We start from the raw sequence: 12549 nt of genomic DNA on the forward strand, positions 1-12549 counted from the left end.
ACGCGGGAGAAAAGGGAATCGACCCCCGTCCCGCGCCTCATCAGGAGGACGAAGGAAATGCCACCTGCCACCAAGAAGACCTGCCTTCCGGGTGCCGCGAACCTCGAATTCATGCGCACCGTGGACCGTTCCCTGCTGCACCGCTGGGCGCTTTCCGAGGTATTTCTCACCGACGCCCGCAAGACCGGTGAGGAGGAATACCTCGCCGCCGCCCAGCTCCCGCCGCTGCACGCCTACTACACCGAGAGCACCTCGCGGCTCGGCTGCCCGGACCCGATGCTGCTGCTGGAGTGCTGCCGGCAGGCCGAGACCTACGGCGGCCACGAGTACGCCGGGGTCTCCCGCAAGAGCAAGTTCCTGCTGCGTTCCTGGTCGATGGAGCTGCCGGGCCTGCTCACCCTCCCGCACCAGGAAGAGCCCGGCGAGCTGCGGATCTCGGTGCGCACCGGCAACCGCCGCGGCACCCCGGGCGACGTGCGCCGGCTCTCCTTCGGCATCGACATGAAGCTCGCCCAGCGCTGCCTCGGCTTCGTGCGCATGGACGTCGGCTACATCCCCGCCGAGGTCTACGACACGGTCCGCCTGCAGGGCCGCGGCCGGCCGCTGGTGCCGTTCAAGGACCTGCCCCGCCAGACCGCCTACGTCGACCCGCACCTGGTCGGCCGCAGCGACCCGGCGAACGTCGTCCTCAGCTCCGCGACCGTCGGCAGCGACAACGCCAGCGCGACCGTGCGGGTGCCGCTGGAGAACCGCAGCATGTTCGACCACGGCCAGGACCACGTGCCCGGCATGGTCCTCATGGAGGCGGCCCGCCAGCTGTGCCTGCTCGGCGTCTCCGACCTGTGGGGCGCCTCGGTCAGCCGGAGCACGGTGGCCGGCTTCGAGTTCTCCTTCACCCGGTACGCCGAGCTGGACGCGCCCACGACGGTGCACATCCGCAAGACCGAGCCGTACGCGCACGAGGACAACCTGAGCCTGATGCTGCCGGACCTCAGGACCTTCCACATCGACTTCGAGCAGGACGGCGACATCATCGCCTCCGGCCGGATGCACACCACGACGGCGTCCACGGGCGTGCCGCTCCTCGACGGCGAGGAGTGCGTATGAGCCCCGACGGCATATGGCTCACGCCCGCCGAGTGGCTGCCGCCCACCACCGAGAAGACGGCGGACGCGCTGGCGGCCGGCCGGGTGACGGCCGACGAGGCCGACGCGATGGGCTACGGGCAACTGCCCGTCTCCCCGGACGTGTCCGCGCCGGCGATGGCGGTCCGTGCCGCCCGGCACGCCCTGTCCCGGGCCGGCGTCCCCGCCGGTGACCTCGCCGCCGTCCTGCACGCCTGGACCTACCACCAGGGCCACGACTTCTGGTCGCCCGCGCACTACGTGGCCGCCAGGACCGGCGCCCTGGACGCGATCCCGACCGGCGTCCAGCAGATGTGCAACGGCGCGGCGGCGGCCCTGCGCACGGCGGTGCACCAGCTCGCCGCGCGGCCCGGTGACGGACCGGTCCTGGTGACCACCGCCGACCGCTTCGCCCCGCCGGGCTTCGACCGGTGGGCCGGCGACTACGGCGTCTGGTACGGCGACGGCGCCACCGCGGCCGTCGTCGGCACCGGACCCCGCCCCCGGGGCGCGCTGGCGCTGCGGGGTCTGCAGAGCCGGGCGGCGCCGGAACTGGAGAGCGCGCACCGCGACACCGACGTCTTCCAGCCCGCACCGCACACCCGCAGCGCGGCCGTGGACGTGCGCCGGACCAAGAAGGCGTTCCTCGCCGAGCACGGCAAACCGCGGTTCCTGGAGCGGCTGCGCCGGGAGACGACGGCCGTGCTGGCCGCCGCGCTGGCCGAGGCGGGCATCGGCGGCGGGCGGCGGCTGAGCGCCGTCCTGCTGCCGCGGCTCGGCCGGGCCACGGCACGGGACGTGTACGGCCCCGCCGTCGGCGAGGTCACCGACGCGCCCCTGGCCGACCTGGGCGAGAACACCGGCCACCTCGGCGCCGGCGACCTGCTGTCCAACCTGGCCGCCCTCGCCGGTGACACCGGCCCGCACCGGCTGGCCCCCGGCGAGTACGCGGCGGTGCTCAGCGCGGGCGCCGGGTTCACCTGGAGCGCGGTCGTGGTGCAGCGGACCTGACCCGCGCGAACGCCCCGCCTCCGGGCCCCGCCGAACCGGCACCCCCGCTCGTCCGGCCCCCTCGACACCCCGAACCCCACCCGGGTTCCGAACCCTTCGCATCCCGATCTTCGACGAAAGGACTGTCATGACGTTCCCTCAGCGCGAGGGCCCCGATGAGCGTCGTCCCGTGCTCGTCGTGGGCGCCGGCCCCGTGGGACTGGTGCTCGCCACCGAACTGCTCGCGCAGGGTGTTCCGGTCCGGCTGGTCGACCACTCGGCCGCCGGTCCCGTCCAGCACTCGCGGGCCAGCGTCGTGTGGCCGCGCAGCCTGGAACTCCTCGGCCGCATCGGAGCTTCCGAGCCGCTGATCGAGGCGGGCAACCGGCTGGACTCGGTGCAGTACTACTCGGACAAGCGGCATCTCGGCGCCATCGAGATGAGCCGCCTCACGGACACCCCCTACCCCTTCGGCGTGGTCGTCCCGCAGGACACCACCGAGGAGGTGATCCGCACCCGGCTGGCCGCGTACGGCGGCGCCGTCGAGTTCGGCTCCCTCACCGGGCTCGACACCTCCGGGCTCCGGCCCCTCGCCCGGGTGCGGCGGGCCGACGGGCGCGACGAGGACATCGAGGCGGAGTACGTGATCGGCGCGGACGGCGCGCACAGCGCGGTGCGCCGCCTCGCCGGGATCGAGCTGCTGGGCACCGGCAACGACGTCCTGTTCGCGATCGGCGACGGCCCGGTCGCCGGCGACCTGGACCAGCACGCGCTGGTGTACTGCTACTCCCGCTCCGGCGCCCTCGGGATCGCCCCGTTCGGCGGCGGCCAGTACCGGCTCGCCATCAGCGTGCCGGACTGGCGCGAGGAGCAGGGGCCGCCGCCGGAGCTGTTCCAGCGGTTCGTCGACGAGCGTTCGCCGCGGCCCGGCATCGTCGGCGACCTCGACTGGTCCACCATCTTCCGGGCCCGGCGCCGGGTGGCGGAGACCATGCGCGCGGGCCGGGTCTTCCTCGCCGGCGACGCCGCCCACGTGTTCAGCGCGGCCGGTGCGCAGGGCATGAACACCGGCATCCAGGACGCGGTCAACCTCGCCTGGAAACTGGCCGGCGTGGTCCGCGGCGCGTTCGAACCGGGCATCCTCGACACCTACGACAGCGACCGCCGCCTGGCCGCCGAGCGCATCGTGCTGACCACGGCCAAGCAGACCAGCTGGGGGCTGTTCAAGCGGCGGCACGAACTCGCGCTGCGCGACGCCACCGTACGGCTGGCCCACCGCACCGGGATGCTGCAGCGGTTCGGCGCGCCGCTGATGGCGCAGCACGACGTCAGCTACCGGCCGGCCGAGTCGCTGCGCGACACGCTGCCCGGACTGACCCGCAGGATCCGCGTCGGCGACCGGCTGCCGGTGTTCGCCGCGCACGACGACCCGCAGCCGGGCGCCGAGCGCTGGCCGTCGATCGACCCGGCGCGGCTGACGGTGCTGCTGTGGGCCGGTGAACGGCAGGACGCCACCTGGCTGGCCACCCGCGACGCCGTGTCGGCGGCCGTCCCCGACGGCGTCCCGGTCCGGGACATCTCCGCCTGGCCGGGCTTCACCGCCCTGCTCGGCACCGCCCCGAAGGCACTGGTGGTACGCCCCGACGGGCACACCGCGGCGATCGTCGCCCCCGAGCCGACGGCCGTCCGAACGGCCCTGCGCAGGGTGGGAAGCAGCTTCCGGGCGGCCGCCGGCCTGCCGGCCGCGGAGGTCCAGGACGCCCCGTCGGCCCGGCTGACGACGCTTGCGGTGCCCCCGGTCCAGGCGGCCGGCGCGTCCGAGGAGCTGGCGTCGTGAGCCGCGCCGCCGTCCTGTGCGGCCTGGGCGGCGCGCTGCCGGAACGGGCCGTGTCCAACGACGAACTGGCGCGCGAGCTGGACACCTCCGACCGGTGGATCCGCACCCGGACCGGGATCGGCCGGCGTCATGTCGTCGCGCCGGGCGAGGCCACCTCCGACCTGGCGGTGGCGGCCGGACGGGACGCGCTGGCCTCGGCCGGACGCGGTGACGTCGACCTGGTGGTGCTGGCCACCAGCACGCCGGACCGGCCCTGCCCGGCCACCGCGCCGGACGTCGCCCACCGGCTGGGCCTCGGGACGGTGCCCGCGTTCGACGTCTCCGCCGTGTGCACCGGGTTCGTGTACGCGCTGGCCACCGCGTGGTCCATGATCAGCGCGGGGGTCGCCGAACGGGCCCTGGTGATCGGCGCGGACACCTTCTCCACCATCCTCGACCCGGCCGACCGCACCACCCGGGCCATCTTCGGCGACGGAGCCGGAGCCGTGGTCCTGCGGGCCGGCGAGGCGGACGAACCGGGCGCGCTGCTCGGCTTCGACCTGGGCAGCGACGGCTCGGGCGGCGACCTGATCACCGTGCGCGCCGGCGGCTCCCGGCAGCGCTCCACGCCCGGGACGCCGGACGCCGGGGACCACTTCTTCACCATGGACGGCCGGCCCGTCTTCACCCAGGCCGTGCTGAACATGAGCCGCTCCTCGCAGCACCTCCTCGACCGGATCGGCTGGAGTCCGGGCGAGGTCGACAAGGTCGTCGCGCACCAGGCCAACATCCGGATCCTGGCCGCCGTCGGCGAGCAACTCGGTCTGGAGGACAAGCAGATCGTGGCCAACCTGGACCGGGTCGGCAACACCGTCGCCGCCTCGATCCCGCTCGCCCTGCGCGACGCCGCCGCCGACGGCGACCTGCAGCCCGGCCACCGCGTACTCCTCACCGGCTTCGGCGGCGGCCTCACCTGGGGCTCCGCCGCCCTCGTCTGGCCGGCCCTGGAACCGGCCGGCCGCACCCACCACCCCGAGCACCGCCAACGAGAGGACATCGTCATGAGCACCCCCGCGATCGAGACCCAGGAATCCCTCAAGCACCGCGTCTCCGCCCTGATCAGCGAGAAGTTCGGGCTCGACGAGGCCGAACTGCTCTCCGGCGCCACCTTCGACGAGCTGGAGATCGACTCGCTGATCCTCGTCGAGCTGAGCCTGATCCTGCGCAAGGAGATGGACATCGTCCTGGAGGAGGGCGACCTGAAGTCCTCCTTCACCCTGGACGAGGCCGTCGCCGTGATCCGGGCGAAGGCGGATCGGGCGTGAGCGGCGTGGCCCGGGGCCGCGGAGTCGCGATCACCGGAATGGGCCTGGTCACACCCGCCGGGATCGGGGTGGAGGAGAACTGGCGGCGCGTGCTGTCCGGCGTCTCCGCCGCCGCCACCGACCCCGAACTCAAGGGCGAGAAGGTCGACATCTCCTGCCGGGTCGCCGGCTTCGACCCCACGGCCGAGCTGGGCCGGCGCACCGCCTGGAAGCTGGACCGCTTCACGCAGCTCGCCGTGGTCGGTGCCCGGCAGGCGGTCGCCGACTCCGGTCTGGACACCGGGGTCTGGGACTGCACCCGGGTGGGTGTGGTGATCGGCAACTCGCTGGGCGGCGCCGCGACCCTGGAGAAGCAGCTGCGCACGTACTCCGAGGGCACCCCCGAGGACGTCTCGGCGCTGATGATCCCGATGAGCATGGTCAACATGGTCGCCGGTTACGTCGCCATGGACCTGCGCATCCACGGCCCGAGTCTGGTCACCGCGACCGCGTGCGCGTCGGGGGCGTCCGCGATCGGCACGGCCCGCGAATGGCTGCTGTCCGGGCTGTGCGACGTGGTCCTGGCCGGCGGGACCGAGTCGGCGATCAGTCCGGGCACCCTCAACGGGCTGTCCCGGATGGGCGCGCTGTCCGGCCGTACCGATCAACCGGCCGCGGCGTCCCGGCCGTTCGCCGCGGACCGGGACGGGTTCGTGGCCGGCGAGGGCGCGGCGATCCTGGTCCTGGAACGGTGCGCGGACGCCACCGCGCGCGGTGCCCGCCGGTACGCGGACATCGCCGGTTTCAGCGCCACGTCCGACGCGCACCACGCCACCGCCCCGCATCCGCAGGGCGAGGGCCTGGCCCGTGCGCTGCGGGCGGCCCTGGCCGACGCGGGGGTGCTCCCCGACGAAGTGGAGCACGTCAACGCGCACGGCACCTCCACCCCGATGAACGACCTCACGGAGGCCCGAGCCCTGCACTCGGTGCTCGGTGACCGCGCGGCGGTCACCTCCACCAAGGGCGTCACCGGCCACACCCTCGCCGCCGCGGGTGCCGTGGAGGCCGCGTACACCGCGCTGGCGCTGTACCACGGCGCCGTGCCGCCCACCGCCAACGTCGAGTCGCTCGACCCGGCGATCGACGTCGACATCGACGTCGTCACCGGCACGGCGCGGCACCGGCGGCTGAGCGTCGCCGCGAGCACGTCCCTGGGGTTCGGCGGACACAACGCCGCCCTGGTCCTCACCGCCGCGGCCTGACCGGGCCGGGGTGTCCGCACCCCGGCCCCCTCGGGCCCCTTCGACAAGGAGAGAACTCCGCGTGAGCACGCGTAGCCTCGGCCCGACCGGGCTGGACGTCCACCCGGTCGGCCTCGGGTGCATGGGAATGAGCTGGGGCTATGCCGAGTCCCAGCGCGACGACGAGGTGTCCCTCGCGGTGATCCGGCAGGCCCTGGACGCCGGTCCGGTCCTGCTGGACACGGCCGACGCCTACGGCGACGGCCACAACGAGACCCTCGTCGGCCGCGCCCTCGCCGGCCGCCGCCACGACGCGGTGGTCGCGACCAAGACCGGCATCGTCGTGGACGACCTCGCCACCCGCACCCTGAGCCGCGACGGTTCCCCCGAGCACATCCGGCGCTCGGCGGACGCTTCCCTGAAGCGGCTCGGGGTCGACGTCATCGACCTGTACTACCTGCACCGCGTCGACCCCGCCGTACCGCTTCAGGAGTCCTGGGGCGCGCTGTCCGAACTGGTCAGGGCGGGCAAGGTGCGCCATCTCGGGCTGTCGGAGGTGACCCGGGAGCAGGCCGCCGCCGCGCACCGCGTCCATCCGGTGGCCGCGGTGCAGTCCGAACTGTCCCTGTGGACACGGGAACCGCTGGACCCCGGCACCGGGATCTCCGGCTGGTGCGCCGCGCACGGTGCCGCCTTCGTGCCGTTCGCGCCGCTGGGCCGGGGCTTCCTCACCGGCCGCTACACCCGGCCCGACGACTTCGAGGCCGGCGACTTCCGGGCCACCAACCCCCGTTTCACGGGTGCGGCGTTCACCGCCAACCTGCGGATCACGGACGCGGTGCGCAAGGTCGCCGCACGGCACGACGCCACCGCCGCCCAGGTCGCCCTGGCCTGGACCCTCGCCCAGGGCGGCCACGTCGTCCCGGTCCCCGGCACCAAGCAGCCCCGCTATCTGACGGACAACCTGGCCGCGGCCGCCCTGCGCCTGACCGCGGCGGACCTGAGCGACCTGGACGGCGCGCCCGCCGCCACCGGCAGCCGCTACTGACCGCACGTCTTCCCAACGACCAGCAGGAGCACACCATGCCCGATCAGCCGGACGGCGCCTCCACGCCGTCCCCGTACACCGTGGCCGTCGTCGGTCTGGGCGGCACCGGACTGGCCCTGGCGCGCCGACTGGCCGGCGCGGGGCTCACCGTCGTCGGCATCGACGACGACCCGGCGGCCCTGGTCCGCGCCGGGCAGCTGAGCCCGCACGAGCGCCCCCGCACCCTGACCCGGTTCCCGGCCGGGGTCACCGACGCCGACCTGGTCGTCGAGGCCGTACCGGAACCGGCGGCGGTGAAGCGGCCGGTGCTGGCCCGGGTGCGCCGGCACCTGAGGCCCGGCACGCCGGTGCTCACCACCGCGCTGACCACGCCCCTGACCGAACTTGACGAGGCCGCGGGCGACGACCTGTTCGCGCTGCGCTTCCTGCGCGCGGACCACCTGGACGCCGTGGAGGTCGCCCGCGCTCCGGGCGCCTCGGACGCCGCGGCCGAACGGGTGGCACGGATCCTCGCGGCGGCCGGAATCACCGCGCACCAGGTCGTTGACCGGCCCGGCTCGCTCGCCCCCGGCCTGCTGCTCGGCCTGCTGAACCGGGCCGCGTGGATGGTCCACGACGGGTACGCCGGTGTCGAGGACGTCGACACCGCGATGCGGCTCGGCTGCGGCTGGCAGGAGGGACCGCTGGCCGTCCTGGACGCCATCGGCCTGGACACGGCCCGCGACCTGCTCTCCCGGCTGGCCGAGTCCGGCGCCGGGCACCCGGCGCCTGCGCCGGTCCTCGACGAGCTGATCGCCCGGGGCGCGCTCGGCCGCAAGACGGGCCGCGGCTTCCACCGCTACGGCCCGGCCGGCGGCGCGCGCCGCCCGGCGGAGCCGACCGCCCCGCCCGGCCGCCGGGTGGTGGTCGTGGGGTCCGGGACGATGGCCACCGGCATGGCGGAGTGCTTCGTGCGCGGCGGCTTCGACACCACGCTGCTGGCCAGGACCGAGGAGAAGGCGCGAGCGGCCGCGGAGCGCGTGGAGTTCGCGCTGAGCCGCGCGGGCGCGCCCGAGGAGGGGCGGCGGGCCGGCTTCACGGCGACCGCGGACCGCTCGGTGCTGCGCACGGTGGACATCGTCGTCGAGGCCGTGGTGGAGGACCTGGCGGTCAAGCGGCGGCTCTTCGCCGAGCTGGGCGCGGTCTGCGCGCCGCGCACCCTGCTGGCCACGTCCACCTCCAGCCTGCCGGTCGCCGCGTGCACCGAACCGGCGGGCCGACCCGCGGACGTGCTGGGCCTGCACTTCTTCAACCCGGCGCCGATGATGCGCCTGGTGGAGCTGGTCGCGGCGCGGGGCACCAGCGAGCACAACCTGGCCCGTGCCCGCGCTGTTGCCGAACAGCTCGGCAAGCAGACCGTGGAGTGCGGCGACCGGGCCGGTTTCGTCGTCAACGCGCTGCTCTTCCCGTACCTGAACCAGGCCCTGGAGCTGCTGGACGCGGAGCAGACGACGACCGCGGCGCTGGACGCGACCGCACGCGCGGTGGGCGGCCAGCCGCTCGGTCCGGTACGGCTGCTCGACACGGTCGGCGCCGACGTGGCGCTGGAGGTGCAGCGCCGGCTCCAGGCCGACCCGCGCTGCCGGGCACCCGAGCCGGCCCCGCTGCTGGAGCGGCTGGTGGCCGCCGGGCACCTGGGCCGCAAGACGCCCGGCAAGGGCACCCGCACCTACCTGGCCTCAGCCGCCGCGCCCGTCCCCGCGTCCGTCTGATCCCGCCGGGCCGCGGCCCCGCCCGACCTCCCCCCGGGCGGGTCCGCGGCCCGGCCTCCTCCTCCCACCCGCATGGAAGGCCGTACTCATGTCCGCTGTCCCCGGCGCATCGAACGCCCCCGTCGAGATCGCCTTCTTCGACGTCGACGAGACGCTGATCACCGTCAAGAGCATGTTCCGCTTCCTGGAGTTCCACTACCGCGAGCGCGGTCTGCCGCCGTCCGCCTACGAGGAGGCCGCGGACACCCTGCGGCGCAGGTCGGCGGCGGGCGTCTCACGGCTGGTCACCAACCGCGAGTACTACCGGCTGTACGCGGACCGGCCGCGCGAGGAGCTGTTCGCGCACGGCCGGGCCTGGTTCGACGCGGAACTCGCCACCGGCACGCTGCTGCACCAGCCGGTGGTGTCCGCGCTGCGCAGGCACCGGGAACAGGGCGCGCTGACCGTGCTGGTGTCGGGTTCGTTCCGGCCGTGTCTTGAGCCGGTCGCGGAACTGCTGGGCGCCGACGAGATCCTGTGCAGCGAGCCGGGGTACGCCGGCGGGTACTGCACGGGTCTGGTGGAACACCCGGTCATCGGCGTGGAGAAGGGCCGGCTCGCGCGCACGCTGATGCGGCGGCGCGCGGTGTCCCCGTCGCGCGCCGCCGCGTATGCCGATCACGCCTCGGACCTCGACCTGCTGCGCTCCGTGGAGCATCCCGTCGCCGTCGGCGACGACATGGTGCTCGGTGCCCATGTCGCCCGGGTGGGCGGCGGGACACTGCCGGGCGTCGGCCGGGCCGTGGACGTCAGCCGGTCGGTTCCTTCGCGACCGACACCAGCGCGGTGAAGCAGAGCAGATCGTTCTGGTGCATCGTCACCAGGAAGCGGGCCCGGCCGAGCTGGTCGTCGGGGAGCAGCTGCGCGTCCACCCGGCAGGGGGAGTCGAGTTCGACGTAGCGGTGGAAGACGGTCTCCATCGCCTCGGCGACACCGACCCGCGGGTGGCGCAGGGTGCGCACGGCCTGCTTGGCGGCTTCCAGCAGGAGGATGCCCGGGGCGTGGTCGCTGGGGTGGTCGAAGTACATCGGGTGGTGGGTGTCGATCCGCAGCAGCCAGCGGTCGGCCGCGTCGGTGGGGGAGAGCACGACGTCCCGGAACTCCTCGCCGGCGCCGGAGACCGGGGGCGGCAGCGGGCGGCTGCGGGCCAGCTCCAGCATGCGGTGGGCGTCGCGGCGGTCGCCGCGCAGCCGGTCGTAGATGGCGGGCGGCTGGATGGTGAACCGGGTGTGGGCGGTGGCCAGTTGCCGGCCGTCGCGGAGCACGGTGATGTCCAGGGACAGGGCCGAGACCCGGCCGCGGCGGCGGACCACGTCGTGGCAGCGGATGTGCAGATCGGGCCGGCCGCCGATGCCGCCCGCGCCCAGCGTCGCGAGGTCGAGCGCGTAGCGGTACTCGCTCCAGAGCAGCCGGTGGTCGAAGGGCACGTCGTAACCGGCGTGCGACAGCAGCGGGAACGTCTGCCGGATCGTCTCGGTGAGCAGGACCGCGCTGTCCTCGGGCCGGTCCCCGTCGGCCAGCAGACCGGCGGTGTCCGTCCAGTCGGCCGCGACCAGGAACTCGTCCTGGGACAGCCGCGTGAGGCCCGAGAGCAGTACCTGGCCGGCGTCGTGCTTGTGGACGAGGCCCTTCTCGACCCGGACCGGTCTCGAAACGGCAGCCGTCACCAACTCGTTCATGTGGAATCCCCCTGTGTTCCGCATTGGCGTGCGCCGCCTCCCGCCGGGTGGCGGGGGAGCGCCATGGCCAGTAACATAGAGGACGTTCTTTTTCTTGTCGAGACCGGGATGCACCCATGGCACGAGCGAACACGAATCGCGCACCCAAGCAGGAACGCGCGATTCAGACCCGAGAACAGCTCCTGAAGGCGGCGGCGGAGGTCTTCGACGAGTACGGCTACGCCGGCGCCGGGATCAACAAGATCCTGCAGCGCGCGGGCGTGACGGCGGGGGCCCTGTACTTCCACTTCAAGGACAAGCAGAGCCTCGCGATCGAGGTGATGAACGCGCAGCGCAGCACCATCGAGCCCCATGTGCCCACCACCGGACTGCAGCGCCTGGTGGACATCACCCTCATCTGGTCGCACTCGCTGCAGGCCGACCCGCTGCTGCGGGCCGGTGTCCGGCTCACCGGCGAGCAGGCCGCCATCGGCCTGCGGGACGCCACGCCGTACACGGTCTGGGCGCGCACCTTCGAGGAGTGCCTCGGCACGGCGCGCGCCCAGGGCGAGCTGCGGGAGCACGTGCCGACCGGGGAGCTGGCCGAGTTCGTCGTCGGCGCCTGCACCGGCATGCAGGAGTACGCGCAGGTCGTCTCCGGCCGCGCCGACCTGCCCCGCCGCACCGTGAACATGTGGCGCCTGCTGCTGCCGGGCGTCGCCACCCGGACGGCTCTCGACGGCATCGAGATCAGCGAGGAGCGCGCTCTGTCCCTGTGGACGTCCGTGAGCGCGCCCGACCAAGGGGAGGGAACCCGCGCATGACCGACCGACTCCGCACGCTCAGGCTCGCGGCCGTCAACATCGACGGCGTCCTGCTCAACGACACCTTCAGCCCGCTCATCCACCGGTTCGTCACCCGGCGCGGCGGCGTCTACTCGGCCGAGGTCGAGCGCAGCGTCTTCTCGCAGCGGCAGGCCGACGCCGGCCGGGCCATGGCGGCCGCGGTGCCCCAGGAGCTGACCGGCGAGGAGGCGCTGGCCGCCTACTTCGAGGAGCGCGCCGCCTACCTCGCCGACCACCCCGTGGAGGTCACCGAGGGAGCCGGGGCACTGCTCGGGCGGCTGCGCGCCGCCGGGCTCGACGTGGTCTGCTACGGCGGCCTGGCCAAGTCCCACTTCGACAAGCATCTCGGCGGGTACGCCGACCTGTTCACCCCTCCCCACTACATCTGCACCAACGACGTCCGCCCCGGACTGCGGGAGATCGCCGCGCACTTCGGGCTGGAGTGCGGCCAGGTGCTCTTCATCGACGACGTGGCCCGGGTCGCCGAGGCGGCGCGGGCGCTCGGGGCGCCGTTCATCGGCCGGCCCAGCCGGTTCGAGCACAGCCACCAGGCCGAGCTGATGCGGCAGGCCGGGGCGCGTCATCTGGTGGACGGGCTCGACGAGATCGACGACGCGCTGCTGCGCGCGGTGGCGGCGGAGGCCGCGGCCGGTACGGCGTGGGCGGGCGCCGGCGAACCGGTGCCGGCGGCGGTGTAGGGGCGCGGGGCCGGCCCGTTCCCGGGCCGGCCGGG

Annotated in this window: 11 protein-coding genes and 1 pseudogene; 11 read left to right on the plus strand and 1 reads right to left on the minus strand. The window is 74.2% G+C overall.

Features of this window, described 5'->3' with window-relative positions; genetic code table 11:
- The first annotated feature begins 57 nt into the window (after positions 1-57).
- The 9 genes and pseudogenes from ACIQOE_RS25870 (at position 58) to ACIQOE_RS25910 (ending at position 10103) form a co-directional block, all read left to right on the plus strand.
- On the plus strand, positions 58-1107 hold the full coding sequence (locus ACIQOE_RS25870; RefSeq protein ID WP_351317079.1) for an AfsA-related hotdog domain-containing protein: 1050 nt from the start codon (positions 58-60) through the stop codon (positions 1105-1107).
- Entirely contained in the window at positions 1104-2135 is a 1032-nt protein-coding gene (locus ACIQOE_RS25875) for a ketoacyl-ACP synthase III family protein (protein WP_365569043.1), read from the plus strand. Before ACIQOE_RS25870 ends, ACIQOE_RS25875 begins: the two co-directional genes overlap by 4 nt.
- A gap of 127 nt (positions 2136-2262) precedes the next feature.
- A complete protein-coding gene (locus tag ACIQOE_RS25880; RefSeq protein ID WP_401413993.1) occupies positions 2263-3951 on the plus strand; it encodes an FAD-dependent monooxygenase in 1689 nt (562 codons plus the stop codon).
- Positions 3948-4943: pseudogene (locus ACIQOE_RS25885) on the plus strand (beta-ketoacyl-ACP synthase III); the annotation flags it as partial. The gene ACIQOE_RS25880 and the pseudogene ACIQOE_RS25885, both read left to right, overlap by 4 nt.
- Before the next feature lie 48 nt (positions 4944-4991).
- The gene (locus ACIQOE_RS25890; RefSeq protein ID WP_351317857.1) at positions 4992-5255 is read left to right on the plus strand and encodes a phosphopantetheine-binding protein; all 264 of its coding nucleotides are present in this window, start codon (positions 4992-4994) and stop codon (positions 5253-5255) included.
- Positions 5256-5260: 5 nt separating this feature from the next.
- Positions 5261-6496: a beta-ketoacyl-[acyl-carrier-protein] synthase family protein gene (locus ACIQOE_RS25895; RefSeq protein ID WP_399012054.1), complete on the plus strand. Its 1236-nt coding sequence runs from the start codon at positions 5261-5263 to the stop codon at positions 6494-6496.
- A gap of 61 nt (positions 6497-6557) precedes the next feature.
- Positions 6558-7523, plus strand: a complete 966-nt coding sequence (locus ACIQOE_RS25900; RefSeq protein WP_351317091.1) for an aldo/keto reductase — start codon at positions 6558-6560, stop codon at positions 7521-7523.
- Between the two features lie 35 nt (positions 7524-7558).
- The gene (locus ACIQOE_RS25905) at positions 7559-9274 is read left to right on the plus strand and encodes a 3-hydroxyacyl-CoA dehydrogenase family protein (RefSeq protein WP_401413995.1); all 1716 of its coding nucleotides are present in this window, start codon (positions 7559-7561) and stop codon (positions 9272-9274) included.
- An 88-nt stretch (positions 9275-9362) separates the two neighbouring features.
- Positions 9363-10103, plus strand: a complete 741-nt coding sequence (locus ACIQOE_RS25910) for an HAD family hydrolase (RefSeq protein WP_362640148.1) — start codon at positions 9363-9365, stop codon at positions 10101-10103.
- Here the strand turns inward: ACIQOE_RS25910 and ACIQOE_RS25915 are convergent.
- Complete coding sequence (locus tag ACIQOE_RS25915; RefSeq protein WP_362640149.1) at positions 10063-10992, minus strand: ScbA/BarX family gamma-butyrolactone biosynthesis protein; 930 nt, start codon at positions 10990-10992, stop codon at positions 10063-10065. The two genes, ACIQOE_RS25910 and ACIQOE_RS25915, sit on opposite strands and share 41 nt — an antisense overlap.
- Positions 10993-11108: 116 nt before the next feature.
- Between ACIQOE_RS25915 and ACIQOE_RS25920 the strand changes: the two genes are divergently transcribed.
- Together ACIQOE_RS25920 and ACIQOE_RS25925 are read left to right on the plus strand one after the other, a co-directional pair.
- Complete coding sequence (locus ACIQOE_RS25920; RefSeq protein ID WP_351317103.1) at positions 11109-11795, plus strand: ScbR family autoregulator-binding transcription factor; 687 nt, start codon at positions 11109-11111, stop codon at positions 11793-11795.
- A complete protein-coding gene (locus ACIQOE_RS25925; RefSeq protein ID WP_401413998.1) occupies positions 11792-12514 on the plus strand; it encodes an HAD family hydrolase in 723 nt (240 codons plus the stop codon). Before ACIQOE_RS25920 ends, ACIQOE_RS25925 begins: the two co-directional genes overlap by 4 nt.
- The last annotated feature ends 35 nt before the right edge of the window (positions 12515-12549 follow it).

It is taken from the genome of Streptomyces sp. NPDC091282 (assembly GCF_044757385.1).
GTDB lineage: Bacteria > Actinomycetota > Actinomycetes > Streptomycetales > Streptomycetaceae > Streptomyces > Streptomyces gramineus.